This is a genomic window from Paenibacillus marinisediminis (genome assembly GCF_054343325.1).
This window is the reverse complement of record NZ_JBTGUH010000006.1, coordinates 103,887-124,780: the sequence shown is the minus strand read 5'-3', so window position 1 is coordinate 124,780 and position 20,894 is coordinate 103,887. Positions and strand designations below refer to the sequence as shown.

Annotated in this window: 17 protein-coding genes and 1 other annotated feature; of the genes, 13 read left to right on the top strand and 4 right to left on the bottom strand. The window is 47.3% G+C overall.

The genetic code is table 11. The annotated features are described in order from the left end of the window. Nucleotides 1–18 precede the first annotated feature (18 nt). The 3 genes from ACXX53_RS14870 to metG all read left to right on the top strand — a co-directional run bounded on the left by ACXX53_RS14870 (nt 19) and on the right by metG (nt 4,074). Nucleotides 19–858: a TIGR02452 family protein gene (locus tag ACXX53_RS14870; protein WP_458569445.1), complete on the top strand. Its 840-nt coding sequence runs from the start codon at nt 19–21 to the stop codon at nt 856–858. 318 nt (nt 859–1,176) lie between these two features. Continuing rightward, on the top strand, nt 1,177–2,079 hold the full coding sequence (locus tag ACXX53_RS14865; protein WP_458569444.1) for a phosphotransferase family protein: 903 nt from the start codon (nt 1,177–1,179) through the stop codon (nt 2,077–2,079). Nucleotides 2,080–2,111: 32 nt separating this feature from the next. Then, nucleotides 2,112–2,374 (top strand) — a binding site (T-box leader). Nucleotides 2,375–2,421: 47 nt separating this feature from the next. Further along, the gene (gene metG, locus ACXX53_RS14860; protein ID WP_458569443.1) at nt 2,422–4,074 is read left to right on the top strand and encodes a methionine--tRNA ligase; all 1,653 of its coding nucleotides are present in this window, start codon (nt 2,422–2,424) and stop codon (nt 4,072–4,074) included. 68 nt (nt 4,075–4,142) lie between these two features. Here the strand turns inward: metG and ACXX53_RS14855 are convergent, their stop codons facing one another. Then, complete coding sequence (locus ACXX53_RS14855) at nt 4,143–4,772, bottom strand: uridine kinase family protein (protein WP_458569442.1); 630 nt, start codon at nt 4,770–4,772, stop codon at nt 4,143–4,145. Nucleotides 4,773–4,973: 201 nt separating this feature from the next. On the opposite strand from ACXX53_RS14855, the gene ACXX53_RS14850 reads away from it, so the two are divergent. The 6 genes from ACXX53_RS14850 (at nt 4,974) to ACXX53_RS14825 (ending at nt 13,733) form a co-directional block, all read left to right on the top strand. Next, the gene (locus ACXX53_RS14850; protein WP_458569441.1) at nt 4,974–5,660 is read left to right on the top strand and encodes a YdeI/OmpD-associated family protein; all 687 of its coding nucleotides are present in this window, start codon (nt 4,974–4,976) and stop codon (nt 5,658–5,660) included. 198 nt (nt 5,661–5,858) lie between these two features. Further along, entirely contained in the window at nt 5,859–6,836 is a 978-nt protein-coding gene (locus ACXX53_RS14845) for a ring-cleaving dioxygenase (RefSeq protein ID WP_458569440.1), read from the top strand. Nucleotides 6,837–7,125: 289 nt separating this feature from the next. Then, on the top strand, nt 7,126–8,058 hold the full coding sequence (locus tag ACXX53_RS14840) for a response regulator transcription factor (RefSeq protein WP_458569439.1): 933 nt from the start codon (nt 7,126–7,128) through the stop codon (nt 8,056–8,058). After that, entirely contained in the window at nt 8,052–9,062 is a 1,011-nt protein-coding gene (locus ACXX53_RS14835; RefSeq protein WP_458569438.1) for a HEAT repeat domain-containing protein, read from the top strand. The genes ACXX53_RS14840 and ACXX53_RS14835 overlap by 7 nt, the downstream gene beginning before the upstream one ends. A 13-nt stretch (nt 9,063–9,075) precedes the next feature. Then, nucleotides 9,076–10,488 (top strand): glycosyltransferase family 2 protein, encoded by a 1,413-nt coding sequence (locus tag ACXX53_RS14830; protein ID WP_458569437.1) that lies wholly within the window; start codon nt 9,076–9,078, stop codon nt 10,486–10,488. Then, complete coding sequence (locus ACXX53_RS14825; RefSeq protein ID WP_458569436.1) at nt 10,485–13,733, top strand: hypothetical protein; 3,249 nt, start codon at nt 10,485–10,487, stop codon at nt 13,731–13,733. The genes ACXX53_RS14830 and ACXX53_RS14825 overlap by 4 nt, the downstream gene beginning before the upstream one ends. A gap of 67 nt (nt 13,734–13,800) precedes the next feature. On the opposite strand, the gene ACXX53_RS14820 is transcribed toward ACXX53_RS14825, so the two are convergent. Next, nucleotides 13,801–14,427, bottom strand: coding sequence for an FMN-dependent NADH-azoreductase (locus tag ACXX53_RS14820; RefSeq protein ID WP_458569435.1), 627 nt, complete (start codon nt 14,425–14,427; stop codon nt 13,801–13,803). Between the two features lie 366 nt (nt 14,428–14,793). Between ACXX53_RS14820 and ACXX53_RS14815 the strand changes: the two genes are divergently transcribed. Further along, nucleotides 14,794–15,273, top strand: a complete 480-nt coding sequence (locus ACXX53_RS14815) for a MarR family winged helix-turn-helix transcriptional regulator (RefSeq protein WP_458569434.1) — start codon at nt 14,794–14,796, stop codon at nt 15,271–15,273. Between the two features lie 25 nt (nt 15,274–15,298). On the opposite strand, the gene ACXX53_RS14810 is transcribed toward ACXX53_RS14815, so the two are convergent. Both ACXX53_RS14810 and ACXX53_RS14805 read right to left on the bottom strand, forming a co-directional pair. Continuing rightward, on the bottom strand, nt 15,299–16,183 hold the full coding sequence (locus ACXX53_RS14810; RefSeq protein ID WP_458569433.1) for a pirin family protein: 885 nt from the start codon (nt 16,181–16,183) through the stop codon (nt 15,299–15,301). Nucleotides 16,184–16,388: 205 nt separating this feature from the next. Further along, the gene (locus tag ACXX53_RS14805; RefSeq protein WP_458569432.1) at nt 16,389–17,399 is read right to left on the bottom strand and encodes a YeiH family protein; all 1,011 of its coding nucleotides are present in this window, start codon (nt 17,397–17,399) and stop codon (nt 16,389–16,391) included. A 249-nt stretch (nt 17,400–17,648) separates the two neighbouring features. Between ACXX53_RS14805 and ACXX53_RS14800 the strand changes: the two genes are divergently transcribed. The 3 genes from ACXX53_RS14800 to ACXX53_RS14790 all read left to right on the top strand — a co-directional run bounded on the left by ACXX53_RS14800 (nt 17,649) and on the right by ACXX53_RS14790 (nt 20,890). Continuing rightward, nucleotides 17,649–18,722 (top strand): helix-turn-helix domain-containing protein, encoded by a 1,074-nt coding sequence (locus ACXX53_RS14800; RefSeq protein WP_458569431.1) that lies wholly within the window; start codon nt 17,649–17,651, stop codon nt 18,720–18,722. Between the two features lie 17 nt (nt 18,723–18,739). Beyond that, complete coding sequence (locus ACXX53_RS14795; RefSeq protein ID WP_458569430.1) at nt 18,740–19,225, top strand: GNAT family N-acetyltransferase; 486 nt, start codon at nt 18,740–18,742, stop codon at nt 19,223–19,225. Nucleotides 19,226–19,384: 159 nt separating this feature from the next. Beyond that, nucleotides 19,385–20,890, top strand: coding sequence for a hypothetical protein (locus tag ACXX53_RS14790; RefSeq protein WP_458569429.1), 1,506 nt, complete (start codon nt 19,385–19,387; stop codon nt 20,888–20,890). The last annotated feature ends 4 nt before the right edge of the window (nt 20,891–20,894 follow it).

Sequence of the window (20,894 nt, the reverse complement as noted above, 5' to 3'; positions counted from 1 at the left end):
AGAAGGAGTTGAGAACGAATGAATCGAGATGAACGCAGAACGATTGCCGAACAAACCGTGCAGTGGATGAAGCAGGGGTATTATATGGTGGATGGCAGCAAGGTAGATATTGAGCAGTTGCACCAAGCCTCTCTTCAAGCGAGTGAACTAATCACGCCTGAGCAAGCTGATGAGCTTGTTGGACAGATAGATGCTCGCGCAGGTGATAAGCGGGCACATGTAACCATCGCGAGTACCTCCACGCTGCAGGCAATCTTAGATATGAACGGTCAGGGGCACCGTCGGATCGGCGTGTTGAACTTCGCCAGCGCGAAGAATCCGGGCGGGGGATTCTTGAACGGCGCCCTTGCTCAGGAGGAAAGCCTTGCGATCGCGAGCGGTCTCTATGACACACAGCTGCAGCATGAACAATATTACAATGCCAATCGCGCCTGCAGAACGATGATGTATACGGATCATATGATCTATTCGCCCGATGTGGTGTTTATCCGCAATGACGCGATGAGATTGCTTGCGGAGCCAGTGACGGCTTCCGTCTTAACGGCACCAGCCGTGAATTATGGGCAAGTTCTACAGAAGCGGGAGAATCCTGATCTAGCGCTTGAAGTGATGAAGAACCGAATGAGGAAAGTACTGGAGCTGTTTGCTGCTAGAGGAGACCGGAATCTTATTTTAGGCGCATATGGCTGCGGCGTATTCGGCAATGATCCTGATACGGTAGCACAATATTGGAGTGAGCTGCTGTATGATGAGAACTACGCAAGTCTGTTCGACAGCATCGTCTTCGCGATCTTGGATCGCTCGAGAGACCAAGGCGCGATTCGCGCATTCCAGAGGAAGATCGAAGTAACTGCGTAGGCAACTAGCTGCATTTCATACCGTTAATGTGGATGTATGGCATAGTGGAGGGAAGCTAACTGTAAATGGTGCAGTTATTTATAGGTATCGGGGCGATGATTGCCTATTTTCTTCACTTTTAGCTGTAGAAAATGCAGTTATCTCCCCCAGATCCATTATTTCAAGTAGAATTAACTGTACGAAGTGCATTTAGATAAGGCTGCTGATGTAGATTCCAACCCGTCAGCCTGGAGAAGGAGCATGTCCGAGTGGTAAAGATACCACTAGGGGATAGCTCCTTTGTGCCGTATCGTTATGACCCATTTAAGGAGGCGCCTGATGAATTCCATCTCGAAGGTAATTGAACATTTTAAGCTCAATGTACTTCATATTGAAGGTGTGCCGGAGTCCTTCAGTTCTGAGGTGTATAAGCTAACTCTTATCAATCAAGAAGCGGTGTACGCCAAGATTCCGTATAACAAGGACAAGCTCATTCGAGAATATCAGATGCTGAATCTGCTGCAAGAGGTCATCCCCGTTCCGAGAGTATTGGACATGTGGGGTGGCGACGACACAACTACAGGCGCCATGCTGCTATCGGCCATTGAAGGTGTTCCATGTTCAGGTGCCGTGGATCATAAGCTCGCATACCAGATCGGGATGTACCACGCCATGCTTCATGAGGTCGCCATGCCGGGTTACGGCTATTATACGGCTGAAGGTTACACCTTATTGGATCCGAATGATTGGAGAGCGTACATTCAAGATAAATTTGAAACATGGAAAGAGCCGTGCAAGGAAATCCTGGATCCTGAATTGTACGAGAGATGCGTGGTTCATTTTGACGGCGTGTACAAGGCGCTGCCTGCGCCTGACGGCCCTCGTGCCGTTCATATGGACTTTCGACTGGGCAATATTCTTGTGAACGATAACGTAGTCGCAGGGATTATTGATTACGAGAGCGCAAGAGGCGGATCAACGGAAATCGACTTTACGAAAGTCAATCGATACATATGGGAAGCGGACCCGAGCACGAGACTGCCTTACATTCAGGGATATGAGTCGATACGTCCGATGGTTGAGCTGGAAGCGGTGCTGCCATTTTACAATTTCTATGATGCATTCGGTGCGGTGGATTGGTGTAAAAGGCGGGGAATCGAGAAGAATCAGGAGTTTCTTCAGGAAAGTGTGTCCACGCTGTGGAGAGCGGTTAGGCCTAATGTCATTGACTTTCGGAAATGAAATAAGCTATATTATCCAGTAATACAATTACGACAAAAGCGAAGAAGAGAAAGAGTACCATGGCGATGTCTTTCTACAGAGAGCCCCAGTTGGTGAAACGGGGTAAAGAATAACCGTGGGAATATGGTCTCTGAGCTGCGCATCGAAGCCGCTATGCGGTTGTAGGCTGCGCCGGAACCTGCATCCGTTACTGTGCTAGGGTATAAACGCAAGCGCGTCGTACCTGAAAAGATGAATGCCGCAAGGCATTGATAAAGTTGGGTGGTACCGCGTGAGCACAGCTCTCGTCCCTTTGGGATGAGGGCTTTTTTGTTTTTTCATAAAAAAAAGGAGGGCTTTACGATGGCGAATATTTTTATTGGCGGGGCATGGCCTTACGCAAACGGATCCTTACATCTAGGACGATTGGCAAGCTTACTTCCGGGAGATGTGCTGGCGCGATATTATCGGGCGAAAGGAGAGAAGGTGCTCTATGTATCGGGCAGCGACTGTCACGGTACGCCAGTTGCCGTGCAAGCGATTCAGGAGGGGGTTACTCCGGGAGATATCGCAGGTCGATATCATCAGGAATTCTCCGAGTGCTTCGAGAAGCTGGGATTCACTTATGATCTGTACACACGCACGGATCAACCCTTTCATCATCAAGTTGTTCAGGAGTTGTTTCTGAGTCTGCTAGACAATGGGCATTTGTACAAGAAAACGATACAGCAAACGTATTGCGAAACGGATGAAAGGTTCTTGCCTGATCGATACGTCGAAGGCACCTGTCCGGTGTGCGGGAATCGTGCCCGCGGAGATCAATGCGATTATTGCTCGACGCTTCTCGACCCAGCGGACTTAACGGATAAGACATGCAAGATATGCGGCAATCCGCCTGTTGAGCGTCCGACGGAGCATTATTACTTGGCGCTGTCGCGGTTCCAAGCTGAATTGACCGAATATGCAGAGAAGGCTCAGGGATGGAGAGACAATGCGGTGCAGTTAACGGAGCGGTACTTGGAAGAAGGGCTCCAAGATCGCGCTGCGACGAGAGATCTGACATGGGGTGTCGATGTTCCGGTGGCAGGGTTCGAAGGGAAGAAGATCTACGTATGGGTTGAGGCAGTTAGCGGGTATCTGTCAGCCAGTAAACAGTGGGCTGCTGAGACAGGTGGAAGCTGGGAGTCCTTCTGGGTGGATGAACATGAACAACCGAAGCAGATCACAGCTTACTACGTGCACGGTAAGGACAATATCCCATTTCATTCACTCATATGGCCGGCTGTGCTCTTGGGTGCAGGGGGGCTTCATCTGCCCGATCGGATCATTTCATGCGAATATATGACCCTGGAGGGGAAGAAGTTCTCGACAAGCCGCAATTGGGCGGTATGGGTGCCAGACCTGCTGGCTCGTTATCATCCGGATTCGATTCGATACTTCCTGATCGCGAACGGACCGGAGAAGCGGGATACCGACTTCTCTTGGAGAGAGTTTATCTATAGCCACAACGGAGAGCTGCTGGGCGCCTATGGGAACTTCGTGAACCGAACGCTGGCTTTCATTGAGAAGTCGTATGAGGGACGTGTTCCCGAAGGCGATCTTAGCGAAGCGTGGAAAGAGGAGATTGAGAAGGTGTATGCAGAGTCAGGAGCGCTAATCGAAGGAGGACATCTGAAGGGAGCGATTGAGCACATATTTGCCTTCATTCGCCAAGCCAACAAATACTTTGACGAACAGCAGCCCTGGGTGCAGATTAAGGCGGATCGAGAAGCTTGCGGCGCTACTTTGTATACATGTGTGCAGATCATCGCGAATCTGGCTAACTTGCTGCAGCCGTTTGTTCCATTTTCCTGTGAGAAGATCAGAACATTCTTGACTCTTGACCAACCGGTTTGGAAGCTTGCTGCAGTTCCGGCTGATCGGCTGATCCAGAGCTTGGAGCTGCTGTTTGAGCGTATCGATGTGAGTCGGATCGAGGAAGAGACCAAACAGCTAGAGAAGCAAAGACGGCCATAGAATCGTTAGAGCGACCACCTAAGGCGTGGCCTAGATGGTGGTCGCTTTATACGCTGCAGGTGTCATTTTTAAGTATGGACTACCAGATCAAAGGTCTCGGAAGGGCGTATCATGGCGAAATAGTAGTCCTCAGCTGGGTCCCATCTTGCATGCCATGCCGCATCATCACTGCCTTCTCGCAGGTTATGTCTCTCATATCGGACTTCGGGTCTCACATTCACAAGGATGGAGAGATCAACGATGTCAGACAGTTCAGGGAGGCCGCTGTAGATCCCGTCGAGAATGATCACCTTTGCGGGAGATTTTCTTATCCAATGAGATGCCAGGCTATCCTCTGAATCCATTGAATAAGGGTGGTATTTCGCTGCTTGACCAGCTAGCAAAGGCACTAACAATTCACTGCGCAGGCGCTGCCAATCGATGCACCGTCTGCATTTTTGCTCGGGAGTATAGGTATCCCATTCTGTATCAGTTATAGAGGCTGAGAAGAAGTCGTCACATGAGATGACGGTTGTCTCGACAGGTATAGTGGAGGTCACTGCTGCAGCCAACGTAGATTTTCCTGCGCCGCTTCCTCCATCTAACGCCACAACCAATGTGCTAACAGCGGGACTAATACGTTGGTTGATTGCGAATAGGATGTCCTGTACCGCTCTTTCTGCTGCAAGTGTCCGATGACCATGCTCTATAGGTTTCACAAGTCTCACTCCTAGTTCATTAATAGAGAGGCAAAGCAATCCACTAATCTCCTGTTGCCGCTATCGAGCGGTTTACTGCGGATTATGTAGAATTTATAATAATGAGATATGATGTCAACTATACAAATGTAGCACGACCTATCGGATTCTGCAGTTATACGATGAATTGCGGCAGATCTGAAACGGTCAACCCAAGGAGTGATGGACGTGAGTGAGGCGAACACAAAGACGATCATAGAAAAGTTAAGTTTAAATAAATATCCAACGAAGGCGATTCTGAATCTCCCTGACGATGTTCAAGACTTTGAAGGAATGGAATTTGACGCATCTATTCAGAAAGAGCAGTATGACCTTATCTTTATGTTCATATTTAGTCTGGAGGAATATGCGGAACGATTGCGCTTCGTCGTGGACAACCAGTTGCTCAAGGACAAGGGATATCTATTCTTTGCTTATCCGAAGAAAAATAATAAACAATATGAGCAGTACATCGACCGCGACAGCTTCTTTCAGAAGGTACCGATCGATGATGAAGGCTATGTGCTGGAGAGCAGCATTAAGTTTTCGCGAATGGTGAGCTTTAATGAAGTGTTTACGGTTATAGGGCTGAAGTGTGAGCCTAAGAAAGCGAAGAAGGCGGCGAGCTCGAAGGCGAGCCAATGCGTGGATGATTATATCGTACATGTTGACGATATTAAGCAGTATTTGAGCCGCAATGAGGAAGTATTGCGCATGTACAACGAATTGACATTCGGCTATCAGAAAGATTGGGCACGGTATGTGTACAGCGCGAAGCGGGCAGAGACGCAGGAGAAACGTCTGCTGGAGATGGAGACCATTTTGGGCGAAGGATATAAATCCATGGATCTATATAGAAGAAATAAATGATCAGCTGTTGTTAAACATCAGGCTCGCATGGACGTCGAAGTACGTCTATTGCGAGCTTTTTACGTCCATGAAGCTCTGAGTTACTTACTTATTGACAGTTAGTTAGGACCGTGGTATATTTATCTCGAAATAAAGATATTATATTTAGAGATAATAAGTCATATATACAGACTCAACTATATAACGGAGGTGTGTTCTATGAACCATTTGAAAGGTGTTCACCACGTCACAGCGATCACGAGCAGCGCAGAGAAGAACTATGATTTCTTCACGCATGTGTTAGGGATGCGGTTAGTGAAGAAAACGGTCAACCAGGATGATATCCAGACGTATCACTTATTTTTCGCGGATGATAAAGGCAGCGCAGGTACGGACATGACGTTCTTCGACTTCCCCGGCATTCCGAAGGGTGTCCATGGCACGAACGAGATCTCCAAGACTTCCTTCCGAGTACCGGCAGACGCGGCGTTAGATTACTGGGAGGCGCGCTTTACTCGTCTAGGTGTGAAGCATGACGGCATTCAAGAGCAATTCGGCAAAAAGACGCTGTCTTTCGTTGATTTTGATGACCAGCAATATCAATTGATTTCAGACGAGAACAACAAGGGCGTACCTTCGGGTACTCCATGGCAGAAGGGGCCGATTCCACTAGAACATGCAATTACTGGCTTGGGACCCGTCTTTGTGCGGATCGCGAACTTCGAATATTTCAAGGAAATGCTGGAGAAAGTGCTATTGTTTAGAGAAATCGATCAGACTGGACCGTTCCATCTGTTTGAAGTAGGCGAAGGGGGAAATGGCGCACAAGTCATCGTTGAGCATAATGCGGTTCTGCCTCAGGCGCAGCAAGGCTTCGGCACCGTTCACCATGCGGCATTCCGTGTAGAGGATCGCCAAGTGCTGGATGAGTGGACGGATCGTCTCGACAGCTTCGGATTCCCGAACTCCGGGTATGTGAATCGTCATTTCTTCGAATCCCTGTACGCGCGGGTGGCGCCGCAGATTCTGTTTGAATTTGCAACTGACGGACCGGGTTTTATGGGAGATGAGCCTTACGAAACACTCGGCGAGAAGCTGTCACTCCCTCCATTCCTAGAGCCGAAGCGTGCGCAGATTGAACAATTGGTCCGTCCAATCGATACGGTGCGCAGCACTAAAGAATATGTGAAAGAATAACGAATGTTTAAGCATTAGAAGGGGCTGTTCCATATCCCATATGTGGATGTTATGGCTAGAACATCTCCTTTGATATCCAGTGGCAGATAGAGTTTCTCCATGGTATATTGAATGCTCACAAGAAATTATACGGGGGCTGTTCCGATGTCATTCTCATGACTTCCGGGACAGCCTCTTTCCGCTTGACGAATGGTGTCGAGATGTGTCGTGATGTATAATGTAACAATAACTGGCACTAATGATTTGATTACGATCACGATCACTTACTTACATTTGGTGGTGCATTTGCATGAAGCATACAGTTGATAACAACAATGACAATAACCTCAGATCCATACTGATCCATGAGCAAACAGGAGCCTGTCATAAGGACTTTCTAGAGCTGTTCCTAGCATGGAATCTAGCAGATTTGCCGAGATCGAGGGAGACATTCTCGGTTATTCGTATTGCAGTCCGTGAGAATCAAGAGCAGCCAAGCGCGTATCATGACGTATTCAGCCGCCTAGGACTATTCTTATCTGGTCAGCTTCGGAAGACGGATCTTCTATTTGAAACAGAGAATAATCAGCAGTTCATTCTAGTATTGATGCATACAGGCGAAACAGAAGCGGCGTATTTTATGAAGAGAATTCAGATGGCATTATTGCGAGAAGAGGAGCCGCTATCGAGAGTTCAGTGTATAGGCGGAATGGTCGCCGTTCGCAATCCGAACACGACGTATAAAGACATCATGGACTCCATCAATCGAGCGCTGGAGCTCGCTATGGAGAAAGAAGCCTTTCATCTGGAACAAGGTGTTATTGAAGCGGCGCCGGATACGAGACAGATCAGGGTCACGATCATTGATGATGATGTCATCACGCAGAATATCGTAACCAATCTCATCGAGGGGCTTCAACTCGACAATACGACTTTCGATATTCAAACCTTTAATGACGGCAGCAGCTTCATTAGCTCCAATCGCTATTATTCATCTCATACGCAGATTATATTTCTGAGCGACATATTGCCCCAGCGGGATGGGATGGAGGTTCTAAAGGACCTGCGCCAGATGCCGAATTCAGATAAATACCTGATCTTTATGCTGGGCAGCCGCAATACAGAGAATGAAACCATATATACGCTTGAAAATGGAGCCGATGATTATATCGCGAAGCCGTTTAACATCAAGCTGCTGCAGGCGAAGGTCAAGCGCATGATCAAGAGGTTAGCGTCATGGTAAGCAGAGAGATCGCCATATTAAGTGTATGCATATCTGCACTGCTGATCCTGACACTTGCTATATTCTGTTACATCACCGTTCTCAAATGGTTGGATAACAGACAGAATGCCTATAACCAATCCTTCGCGGAGCGTAATAGCACGCTGTTATATCAATATCTGGTGCATGGCGAGTCATCACGGCTGATTGTTCCGGATTCCAAGGCTTCCTTGCAGGCTATGGAGCAGCTGTTGAATCGCTACTTAAGAGTAGTACAGGGGGAAGAGATTCAGCAGAGGGTAAAGTCATTTACTGAAATGTACTTTACCGCGCATTATCGGCGGCTTCTGAAGAGCAAGAAGTGGAGCTATCGAATGAACGCGCTGTATTCGATCTTAGAATATAGGATGGACACGCTCACCACAGAACTGGCGGAGATGATGGAGCGGCCCAAGCGTGTATCGAGTGAAGAGTATGCGCTGATGTGCAAAATAGTAGTAAGTACTCGTCACCCTGACTATTTATCCTATATCTTGCAGTCGCCTGCAGCGGTATCTCCTTCTGAATACCGCCAGCTGACGGCCATGATGTCAGATGTTCAGTTTCGAGAAACGATGAACCAGTTTGCCAACCTGCCTGCTGACTTTCAATACAGCTTAATCGACATGGTGAGTATTCAGATGAAGTATGAGTATATACCGATTCTGGAGAATCTCGTGTTTGATCAGCCTGATACGGATCAAGCAGAGCAGCGCATTCGAATACTCAAGGCCGTTGCCAATCTTGGCTACACGGACAATGTGATGCGCTATACCTCATTCGTCACGTCTCCTCAATGGGAAGAGCGCATGATGGTCGCCAAGCTGCTAGGTTCCGTAGGAACGTCGGAAGCTATGTCATATCTAGCTATGCTTATGAAGGATCCATCTTGGTGGGTTCGCAATCAAGCGGCTCAAGCGCTGTCGAGCTCCAAGGATGGGGAGCAGATCTTGGGTGAGCTAACGCAACTAGAATTCAACAGTTGAGGGTGAACAACCTATGATCGAAACGATTTGGCAAACTATTTTATATTTTTTCAGCATGTTCGTCGTGGTCTATACAATGGGTGTCAGCCTGTTTTATCTAGTCATGATTCTATTCGCGGCACTCTCTATGTTTAGAGAACACAAGCTGAACAGCTATCTTGCGCATAAAGAACTTAATGAGATTACGTATACCAAGCCGGTGTCTATCCTGATCCCAGCGTATAACGAAGAGTTAGGGGTTATAGGCAGCGTTCGATCTCTGCTGAGCTTAACCTATCCGCAGATCGAGGTCATTGTGATTAATGATGGCTCAACAGACAGCACGTTAGAGAAGATGGTGGATCATTTTCAGATGGTTCAGGTGAATCCAGAGATGAGACAGCTTCTTCATACGAAGCCTGTAAGAGCGGTGTATCAATCTGAACTGCTTCCGAATCTCTATATGATCGATAAAGAAAATGGCGGCAAAGCGGATTCGTTGAATGCCGGCATTAATCTTGCTCATTATTCGCATTTCTGTTCTATAGATGGGGATTCGATATTGGAGAGAGATTCATTGATCAAGGTCATGAAGCCTATTATTGATTCAAATGATGATGTTATAGCGTCAGGCGGGACGGTTAGAATCGCGAACGGCAGCGATATTCAGATGGGTGTCGTGCAAAATATTAAGCTTTCCAGCAAGCCGCTTGTCATTTATCAGATTGTCGAATATATAAGAGCCTTTTTAATTGGTAGAATTGGTTTGAGTCGACATAATTTGCTGTTGATCATTTCTGGCGCCTTTGGAGTGTTCTCGAAGGAATGGGTCGTGGAAGCAGGCGGATATTCCGCCAATACGCTCGGTGAAGATATGGAGCTGGTCGTTCGACTGCAGCGGATCATCAAGGAAAAGAAGCTGAATAAGCGTATTGTGTTTGTTCCTGATCCCGTATGTTGGACGGAAGCGCCGGAAACGATGCGCGATCTGCGAAGACAGCGCAATCGATGGCATCGCGGCTTGCTTGAGAGTCTATCGGCACACCGTAGGATGTTCCTTAATCCGCGTTACGGTCCTATAGGGATGGTGTCTATTCCGTATTTCTGGATCGTCGAGTTCTTGGGTCCCGTCGTTGAGCTTGGAGGGTATATATTCATTATTATTTCCTTTATCTTAGGGAACCTCTATTATGAGTTTGCGGTACTGCTGCTGCTCGTCCTGATCTTGTATGGCTCTATCATTTCACTGTTAGCGATGCAGCTGGAGCAGTGGAATCTACGCAAGTATTCGAGCTATAAGGATGTGCTGAAGCTTTATTTCTATTCATTGACTGAAATTATATGGTATCGCCCGCTAACTGTCATATGGAGGGTCGAGGGAATTATTCAATTCTTCTTCCGCAAGCGTTCTTGGGGTGAAATGAAACGAAAAGGACTGTCTTCATGAAAAATGTTGATCTGATCAATAAGAAGTGGGTTGTTATCCTAACGTTTGTCTTAGTCCTTCTGGTCTTAACTTCGCCGTTCTGGCTATGGTTCCTGAAGCCGTCAACTACACTGAACGTGCTCATCTTCGATAAGACGGTTCCAGACGATACCTATAGGCATCATAAGGGATTAACTTGGCTGTTGAACAACGAGAAGATCAAGCCCGAATCCGGTGAACCTTATAATCCGGCTTCCGATTATATCGGTATCAAGCTGTCTCAAGGCAATAGCTACAGTGTCGATAAGTTGCCGAGCAGCTTGGATGCGTACGATCTCATCTACTTAGCAGATATGTACGGGGTCGATGAGCAAGAGGTCAAGCCTCATAACGGGCTGCAGCAAGCGGAATATGAAGCGATCCGCGACCACCTGTTGAATAAGGGCGGAACCTTAATCGCGGAATATAATCTGTTCGGCCCATCCACCACTGCTGAAGTCAAGGAGAATATGTATACGCTGCTTAACGTACAGTGGACAGGCTGGACGGGAAGGTATACAAGCGATCTGGCAGGTGCGGATATCCCTGCCAAGGTGAAAACTCAATATGAGGAAGAGTCGGGCAAGCCTTGGTCCTATAGCGGGGAAGGCATCCTGCTGCTGAACGAATATCATGACGATGTTCTCGTATTGACGAAAGAAGATATTGAGGCAGAAGGCACGCCGGTTCAATTCTCGTACACGGACCAAGGCAGAGAGCAGTTAGGATTAACCGACGAAGTCGCTTATCGAGGCTGGTTTGATATTATGGAACCGGCAGAGCCGAAAGAAGTGCTGGCTACCTATAAGCTTGGAGTGACGGCTTCAGGCCAAGATAAGCTTAAAGAACGCTCTATTCCACTCGAGATTCCCGCCGTCATTCATCATCAGAATAATCGGTATGCGAGCTATTATTTCTGCGGGGATTACTTGAATCAGGGAGAGGTACCCGAATTGTATGAGAGCTTCTTCTACGCGGATCTCAAGAGGCTTCCTAACTGGCATGGTGAAGAAGATGAATTCTATTGGAAGGCTTACGTGCCACTGATGAAGGAGATTCTGCACAACGGACTTCATGTGCCTGAGGAGCCTGCTATAGTCGAGCATCAGACAGATAACGGCGTAACCTATAATGCCCGTTCGCAAGGCGATAAGCTTCAGATTCTCAAGGACGGTCAATGGGTAGACTTTACGGTGAAGGGCGTTAACATTGGCATGGGTAAGCCAGGCGTATTTCCTGGAGAAGCGGCGATTACTCGAGACGAGTATTACCGCTGGTTTCAGCAGATTGGCGCGATGAATGCCAACTCGATTCGGGTGTACACGCTGCAGCCTCCAGGATTCTATGAGGCCTTGTATGATTATAACCAGACAGCCGCTAATCCGTTGTACTTGTTCCATGGAGCGTGGGTGCTGGAAGAGGAATTGGTTGATACGCAGGATGCTTATTCGGATCAGGTCACCGAGCCATTCTACGAGGAGATCCGCAATGTAGTCGATGCGGTACATGGCAATGCGGTGATTGCGGAGCGAAAGGGACATGCTTCGGGTCAGTATAAGTACGATGTGTCGCCTTACTTGTTAGGGTGGATCATCGGAATTGAATGGGACCCGTTTGTGGTTCAGAACACGAATGCGAACCATAAACAAGCGAAGCAGCTTCAAGGCCAATATGTATATACCCAGGACGCCTCGCCGTTTGAGTTGTGGCTGGCGAATAGTATGGAATATACAGCTTCCTATGAAGCTGATCATTATAACCAGCAGCATCTTCTAAGCTTCACGAACTGGATTACGACCGATCTGTTAGACCATCCATCGGAAGCCGATGTGAGAGAGGACATGTCTGTTGTCGATCCGAACCATATCTACACGACGGATGTGCATTACCCGGGCTCCTTTGCTTCTTATCACATCTACCCTTATTATCCTGAATTCATGAACAATGAGTACCAGGATTATGTGGATCAGCGGGGGGAGAAAAATGCATATGCTGGGTATCTTCAAGCGCTCAAGGAAGTTCATCGGCTTCCAATCGTCGTAGCTGAATTCGGGATACCTGCATCGCGCGGAATCACGCACAGCAATCCGCAAGGCAAGGATCAAGGCGGTCATTCCGAGAAGGAGCAAGGTGAGCTGATTAAAGGGCTCTACGAAGATATTATCGCGGAGAACTATGCCGGAGGGATGATATTCGCGTGGCAGGACGAGTGGTTTAAACGAACCTGGAACACGATGGAGTATGACAATCCAGATCGTCGGCCATATTGGCCGAATATTCAGACCAATGAGCAATTCTTCGGCATCATGTCGTTTGATCCGGGAATCAATGAGGCTGTGATCAACATTGACGGACATACGGCGGATTGGGACGGTCTGAATCTGAGTCCGATCTATCAGGTGCCGGAGAACAGCAAGCAGAATCTGAAGCGGCTGTATATGACGAGTGACTCGGAGTATCTATATCTGCGGCTCGACTATGGGCAGTTGAATAAGGATAAGATCGATACGAAGATCATGCTGGATACGATTGATAACCAAGGCATCACGAAGCTGCCAGGCCAGAGCGGTCTCCATAATGAAGCGGGATTCGACTTCTATATTGACGTCAAGAGCTCGGATCAAGCCGAAATGTTCATCGACAGCTACTATGACAGCTATTATTACAGCTACGCGCATGAGCTCAACATCATACCGCAGGAAAGCTATGTGAAGCAGAAGGATAACGGCATCTATCATCCGATCCGTCTGCTCCTGCGTAACAAGCTGACGCTTGACGTTCCTGGCGGGGAGGATATCGTATATCCGCTTATGTCTTATACAACAGGCAAGTTGAAGCACGGGAACAGTGATGTGCGGTCAGAGGACTATGACTCGTTGACAGACTATGCGGTGAATGAGGAGCAAGGCGTACTGGAGATCCGCATTCCATGGTTGATGCTGAATGTGAAGGACCCAAGCAAGCATGAGATAATCGGCGATATGTGGGGTACAGGACAAGGAGTGAAGTCCAGTGCAACCACGGAGGGATTCCGACTTCTTGTCTTGAACGAGGGGGAGAATGGGAATACCGAACGTGTGGAGACGCTCCCTGTCATCCCGCAAGGGACGGCGGTTACTAGAGAGATGTTGAAGCCTTATTTCTGGGATGAATGGGATGTTCCGATCTATCACGAGCGGCTGAAGGATTCGTATTATATCATGCAGGATACCTTCTCGAAATACTGATGATTATACAAACAGAAAGCCCGTTTGAAGCCATATTCGGCTGCAAACGGGCTTTTTTAATGAGTGATTAGAACGTTTTCGCTGCTTGAGCTGCTGCATCTATACCGTTTTGAATAATCGCTTCTGCTCGATCCGGGAACTGGTTGTGGCTTTCCACGATAACCGTTGTCAGATTGCGAATGCCGAACTGCTTCATATTCTTCGACACGAAGTTAACCGCCATCTCGTTTGCCATAGCCTCGCCTTCGGAATAGTTCCCGCCGCGAGCGTTGAGCAGCGCGACTTTCTTATCTCCTGCCAGTCCGACTGGACCTTCCGGCGTATACTTGAACGTCTTGCCCGCTTGGTTCAAGTAGTCGATATACGTGTGCAGAACCGCAGGAACTGTCATGTTCCACAGCGGGAATGCAAACACAACCTTGTCTGCTGCAAGAAACTGATCGATGTAGCGGTTAGCGATATCGGCTTGCGCTTGTTCTTCAGCGGATAGCTCATAACCGTTAGCTGCTTTGAACAGGCCGTTGATCATCGTGACATCCATATAGGGCAGCTGCTCTGCGAACAGATCCAACTCGATAATGTTGTCGTTCGGATTCGATTGCTTATATTGATCCAAGAAAGTGTGATAAAGCTTCACACTGACGGATTGTTCGATAGGACGGTTGTTTGCTTTGACAAATAATACAGTAGACATTGTAGTTCCTCCCATTAAATGAAGTAATAGAGTAGGGTTAACATGAGAGAAACGAGCGATATATAAAACATTAGAAATGAGTATACTCACTATGATGTTGCTCTCTATGTTGATATACTGAGGATACACAGTATTTTTTGTTGTGTCAAGTAAAGATGACAGATGGAGCAGGCAAGCATTTTTCTTTCGGGTTAGAATTTGCATCCATTTCATAATCAGCTACAATAAGAAGTAAATTGCCAGAGCTTAACTATGGTTGAGGCCAGATGCCGAGTGTATAATATTGTGAGCATACACACTAAGAGCAAACTCGTCTATTGAAATGAGAATAGAAATAGTTTTCCCAACAGATCAAGGAGGAGTTTTATGCTTTCCACGACCGATCACCCGATACCGATTGACGTTATCCATGTACTGATCCGATCAGCCCACTACATTCAAAGAGAATTTGATGCGCAGTTGTCTGCATTCAACATGCCTTACCAGATTACAGGCCCTAGATTGCGCTTGTTATCCGTTGTATCCGAATCTGGCAAGATCCGCATGAATGAATTGGCAGCCAAGCTGGGGATCAAGGCTCGTACCGTTACGGATTTCGTCGATGCGCTTGAACGCGAGAACCTTCTTGTACGTATCCCTGACCCAACGGATCGCCGAGCAACACTTATCCAACTGACGGAGCTTGCGGAAACGAACCTGAATCAGGTTCTAACCTATCAGGCGGAGATCGCAGATAAATTGCTGGGCAATCTATCTCAAGATCAGCGCAAGCAGTTTCTTGATCTTCTGCTCCAGCTCATTGCCAATAAGGATATGTCAAGTACATGTGATGGTCAATTAAAGTAAGGATGGTGCGATGTCGTGATTAACGTTAGAAATCATGACTCCCCATCTTTCCAGCCTGATACTCTTTAAACGCTTGGATAATCTCTTCACGAGTGTTCATGACAAATGGCCCATGCATATAAACCGGTTCATCAATCGGTTCGCCGCTTAAGATGATTACAAGTGCATCATCGGTCAGCCCCTCGATTGCAATCTCTCCAGCAGCATTTCCGAACAGCACGAAGTCGCTCTCTTTAGCTATGTGCGATTCATTGATCTTGACGCTTCCTCTAAGCACTAGTGCCGCAGTATTGAAGGAAGCCGGAAGCTCGAATTGCGCTTTACCATTGGTATTAAAGTCGATATCAAACAGGTGTATTGGCGTAAAGGTCTTAGCTGGTCCGCTGATACCATTGTAATCTCCTGCAATGATGCGCACAGTTCCACCGTTATCGGGAAGCTCGACTCTGCCCATATCCTCTTTCAAGAGCGCTTGATAGCGAGGTGGATGATTCTTGTGTGCCGCAGGGAGATTGACCCATAGTTGGATGAAATGGAATGTACCTCCGCGCTTGGAGAATTCCTTCTCATGGTACTCCTTGTGCAGAAGCCCCGAACCTGCTGTCATCCATTGTACATCCCCAGGTCCTATAATCCCGTGGTTGCCGAAGCTGTCGTTATGCTCGACAGAGCCCTCATAAGCGATGGATACCGTCTCGAAGCCTTTATGCGGATGAGCTCCAACACCCTTCACTTGATCGCTTGGCGGAAATACAAACGGCGAGTTATAGTCCAACAGGATAAACGGACTCATCTGGTGCGCAAAGTTATTCCCTGACGGAAAGTAGTTGGAGACGCGAAACCCATCCCCTACCATGTTGAATGGCGCCCCTCTATATATCCCCTCGATCTTTCTAAATGTGTTTGTCATAGGCTTACGCTCCTTCTGACATAATGTTAGCAACTTAATTCTTTAAATAAAGTATCTTGAATTAAAGATAATATATCAAGCGATTTTTGTCAACACCATATTGCTCGGCAGTTGATCCATCCCTATCGATGTATTGAATCCGTCATAAGAGAAGGAGCCCAAGGATTACCCTGGACTCCTCCTTTAAATATTTGAAAAGTTGCTATTACAACTGCGCGCACAACGACTGCACAATTAAACTTACGGTTGCGACAGAGAACCATACGCTAAGTCCAAATATCAAAGGCCGAACCCCGGTCTTAAGCATCGCTTTCAAGTTTGCGCTTAGGCCGATTGCGGTTAATGCCATCACAATCATGAACTTGGAGGCCTCTCCCGTGAATGCGAGTACCGACTCGCTGAACAATCCTAAAGTATTCATGAGCGAGGCGACTAGAAACCAAACGATAAACCATGGGAACACTTTGGACAGTTTATAGGTCTCTGAATTACCTTCGACTTGCTGTTGTTTCTTCTTCTTTCTCGCATAGTACATAGCTAGGAAGAACGTGATCGGAATAATAAAGGTCGTTCTGACCAGCTTCACGATCGTTGCGTAATCGCCTGCTTCATTACTGTATAAGTAGCCAGCAGCGACGACAGAAGACGTATCGTTGATAGCCGTGCCTGCCCATAACCCGAATCCCGTATCGGATAACCCGAGCAGATGTCCGATAAACGGAAACAACAGTACAGCAGCTATATTGAACATGAAAATGGTAGATATCGAATACGCAATTTCTGTCTCTTCAGCTTCTATAACTGGAGATGTAGCTGCGATTGCCGAACCGCCGCATATGGCTGTGCCTACCCCGATCAGGATCTTTAGTCGAGAAGGAATGTTAAGAAGCTTGCCGAAGAAATAAGCCGCCAGGAATGCCGCCAACAAGCTGGACAGCAGTACAGCTAACGATTCTACGCCTGTGCTCCAGACGCTGGCTAAGCTTAAGTTGCATCCGATGATAATAACGGACCATTGCAGTATTTTTTTGGAGCTGAACTTTACCCCGTTTAACGTACTCTGTGGCTTTCCTACCGTATTGTTCAGTAGAAGACCGAATAATAGACCGAATACAGGACCTCCTACGATAGGAAAATATGTACCTAGAACAACCGCAATGATGGAAATAGCAAGTACAAGCCCGAGCCCGGGAGCCAATCTTTTCAATGTGATCATGGTGGTGAGTCCCCTCAATTATTATGAATATTTATACAAACGATCAGCTTTCATAATAAGAGAAACCCATATGAAACACCAATACGAATTCCTGATACTTAGCATAAGAAATCATAATAGTAGAAAAGAGTGTGATGCGCCTTCCATATCAAGTGCTGAATGCTTTGGAAGCAGGGAATGCGGTCTTTATAGCGAATTTCCAATAATACCATGGCTAATGTTTACAGGATTTAAAGGATGGTGCTGATCATGAACTTGAAAGAGGCTCGTCAGTTAACAGGGCTCTCCGAGCATACGATTCGATTCTATGTGGAAAACGGACTTATTCATCCGAAGATAGAGATCCAAAACGGCAGGGAGTATCAGGAATATTCTGAACAGGATGTTGAGAATCTGAAAGCCATCATGACTCTTAGAAAGATGCTGTTCTCAATTGCTGATATTCAGGACATGCAGCAGCACCCCGAAAAGATAGAGGACGTCTGCTATAAACATTGCTGTGCATTGAACGAGGAGGTTGCTCTCCGACAGAAGATATTGGCTGTGCATGATCGATTAGATTATTCTATGGTGAGTGACATCCACACGCTGGCGATGAACTTTACGGGTGAAGTAGAAGATATGCCGCTTCCAGTCACGGATATGGAGCCGAACCTCGGAAGGGATCAGAATATCGGAATAGGGCCGAATTTCGGAAAGTTTGACCCTGAGACGGAAGAAGAAAAAGCAGACGCTTATATGAAATTCAGAGTGAAGCAAGCTAAAGAAGACAGTATAAATGATCGGGTGCAGATCTTCTGGAGACCGATGAAGTGGATATTGGCTGCTCTATTGAGTATTGGATTGGTGATGTCAGTGTTGATCGGCATATCCGCCATTCCTGAGACGATCCATGCAGAATACCCTGCGGTACAATATCGAGCAAATGATGCCAGCTATATGGAACGAACGAAGATTAAGGTCGATGGCAAGCTCTATACGAGATGGTTCTCTGATCCTCGATTCAAAGGCACGTTCGTCATTGAGCAATATCCGTATACGAAGGAATATCAGTTGGTTAATATTGTGTTCTACGATGACATCAGAAACGGCTGGGGATATTTGATCTACAGTTCCTTTTCCAATGGTAGACCAATCCTAGAATCCCTGGGAAGCATATGGATAGATAAGCATATGGGAAAAATAAATATTCAGGTATTTGAGCCGATTAGTGGGGATGCCAAGACAACGAAGGATTTGATCATATCCGCTCCTGCCGAGACGCGGGAAGAGGCGATAGCTATCACGGAACAGCTAAGTAAATATGGGACTCCGATGGAATAGAGAAAGAGGGATGCAGCATGCTGATAAGAGAACTGGAAGAAAGAGATAACAAACAAATAGAGGATGTTATTAGAACCTGTCTCAAGGAATTCGGCGGGGACCGGGAAGGCTTGGCTTGGGCGGATCCACTGTTGGGCAGACTATCGGAGGTCTATCAGGCGGATAATGCAAAGTATTGGGTCGTTGAGCAGGACGGGAAGATCGTTGGAGGCTGCGGCATTGGACCAGTAGACAATCTGGCAGGGATCTGCGAGCTGCAGAAGATGTACTGCTTGCCAGAGACGAGAGGTACGGGAATCGCTCATAAGCTTATGGCGACAGCACTGGAGTTTGCGGGTCAGCATTATAACCAGTGCTATATTGAAACGTTAAGCAATATGGAGGCGGCTAATAGGTTCTACCGAAAGTATGGCTTCACATCCTTAGATAAGCCGATAGGCGACACAGGCCATTTTTCGTGCGATGTATGGTACCTCAAGGATCTCAAAACGGATCAATTATGATTAAAGGTGTAATTGGTGGAAGTAGAGTTATAGAAAGGAAATGTTATCGAAATGTCTTATTTACCTATGTGACAATAAGAACAACTGCGTATATGATTGGATTAGAGGCTCTGGATAAATTCGACAGCTGCATCATTCTGTATAAACGGAGGGGTAAGCTTGTTCTATCAGATATGTTCCATTGAAGAGTTAACAGCTCTGCAAGTTGAGAATCTGAAGGACGGAGATGTGGCTATGATGCTTGGATATGATAGGCCTGGCGACATTTCTATGCAGATGCTGTGGAAGGCAGGCTGCGTTCTACCCCACAATGGCGGAACCGTAATCGCGTCGGCGCAAGGTGGGGAGTCTGGAAGATGGTTGCTTATCCATAACGGTGTATGCGACTTCAGAGTCTTCGGCGTATTCGGACCTGATACGCCAGCTGATGATGCACTGGAGGCGATGGTGAACGACCCTGCAATTAAGAGAATCGAGGCGTTTACGGATCTGAGATTTGTTAAGCGTCACAAGTTTACTAGAAGCAATCTCGAGCTCGACTTTCATGACTTCAATATGACAACCGATGGAATTGAGCCTGCTCAGCACAATGACCCTTTCGGAGCCGTGATGCACTTCATCGGCAAGCCGACGGGAGACGAGCAGCAGCTCGCGCTGACCGAACCTCTATCGGAGCTGTACGATATATTTGAAGTAGAAGACAGTAGTGCCTTTCAGCTGTATGACTGGTGGATCGTGTCGGTGAACAATCACATAGGCAGGGAAGAAAAAGAGATTGATAAGATGCTGATGGTAACCGAGATTATCGATGCTACCCATGTACGGTTTAACTACAAGATGGGGTGGCCGCTGGAACAGGGGCGAGTGCTCACTTATCGCAAGGTAAAGCCAGTTGAGAAGGTGAACGTTCGCAACATGGTGTTCTGGGGCAATCACGGCGGGGAAGACAAAGGGGCGCAACCGCTTGCGTTCGAATACGCAGTGGACTGCAATGCCTTCGGTCTGCATGCCTACCATACCTATTGGCCTGTTCTGATGCGACGGCATAATACGTACTTCGTAACCGAGAAGTGCTCGCTAACCAACCCTGTGGAGGTAGTTGTTGGCGGAACGGGCTATCTGACGCAGCAGATACACTGCCTATACGGCAAAGTGCGCGACTGCGCAGCAAGCAACTCACGCCACTTGAACGACTTTACTGGCAGCGCTTACTGCATGGTGGAGAATTGTCACGCCGATGGCGACTTCCATGGCGCTTTTGTAACACATGGCCAGTTCGAACATGACTTAACTTATATCGGCAATTCAGGTCTGATCTCATTTGCGAACAGTGGATTCACATGGGGAGACAGCGCGAAGCGAATAACGGTGAAGCGTCATTCGGGATCTTGGTTCATTGCCCACGCTAAGGTAACGGATCTGACTCTGGAAGATGTGTACATAACGAAGACGGAGAAATATCCGCAAGAAGGCACGATGCTGATTAACGCTGACGGTGTTCAAGTTCGCGGGTGTACCGCGGATAAGTTGGTATTTACTCAACGCAGCTCGCGCTCGGAGCGTCCTAACGTTGTCCAAGATTGTCACTTCAGAAATGGAATTGAGATTGTTCGTGAAGGGGATAGAGCTGTGACTTCAAAGATTAACATTCGCGACGAAATGTAGAAAG

Excerpts from the sequence above, each read along its gene's own strand:
- ACXX53_RS14870 (WP_458569445.1), top strand. The coding sequence starts at position 19 with ATGAATCGAGATGAACGCAGAACGATTGCCGAACAAACCGTGCAGTGG.
- ACXX53_RS14865 (WP_458569444.1), top strand. The coding sequence starts at position 1,177 with ATGAATTCCATCTCGAAGGTAATTGAACATTTTAAGCTCAATGTACTT.
- metG (WP_458569443.1), top strand. The coding sequence starts at position 2,422 with ATGGCGAATATTTTTATTGGCGGGGCATGGCCTTACGCAAACGGATCC.
- ACXX53_RS14850 (WP_458569441.1), top strand. The coding sequence starts at position 4,974 with ATGGACGTGAGTGAGGCGAACACAAAGACGATCATAGAAAAGTTAAGT.
- ACXX53_RS14845 (WP_458569440.1), top strand. The coding sequence starts at position 5,859 with ATGAACCATTTGAAAGGTGTTCACCACGTCACAGCGATCACGAGCAGC.
- ACXX53_RS14840 (WP_458569439.1), top strand. The coding sequence starts at position 7,126 with ATGAAGCATACAGTTGATAACAACAATGACAATAACCTCAGATCCATA.
- ACXX53_RS14835 (WP_458569438.1), top strand. The coding sequence starts at position 8,052 with ATGGTAAGCAGAGAGATCGCCATATTAAGTGTATGCATATCTGCACTG.
- ACXX53_RS14830 (WP_458569437.1), top strand. The coding sequence starts at position 9,076 with ATGATCGAAACGATTTGGCAAACTATTTTATATTTTTTCAGCATGTTC.
- ACXX53_RS14825 (WP_458569436.1), top strand. The coding sequence starts at position 10,485 with ATGAAAAATGTTGATCTGATCAATAAGAAGTGGGTTGTTATCCTAACG.
- ACXX53_RS14820 (WP_458569435.1), bottom strand. The coding sequence starts at position 14,427 with ATGTCTACTGTATTATTTGTCAAAGCAAACAACCGTCCTATCGAACAA.
- ACXX53_RS14815 (WP_458569434.1), top strand. The coding sequence starts at position 14,794 with ATGCTTTCCACGACCGATCACCCGATACCGATTGACGTTATCCATGTA.
- ACXX53_RS14810 (WP_458569433.1), bottom strand. The coding sequence starts at position 16,183 with ATGACAAACACATTTAGAAAGATCGAGGGGATATATAGAGGGGCGCCA.
- ACXX53_RS14805 (WP_458569432.1), bottom strand. The coding sequence starts at position 17,399 with ATGATCACATTGAAAAGATTGGCTCCCGGGCTCGGGCTTGTACTTGCT.
- ACXX53_RS14800 (WP_458569431.1), top strand. The coding sequence starts at position 17,649 with ATGAACTTGAAAGAGGCTCGTCAGTTAACAGGGCTCTCCGAGCATACG.
- ACXX53_RS14795 (WP_458569430.1), top strand. The coding sequence starts at position 18,740 with ATGCTGATAAGAGAACTGGAAGAAAGAGATAACAAACAAATAGAGGAT.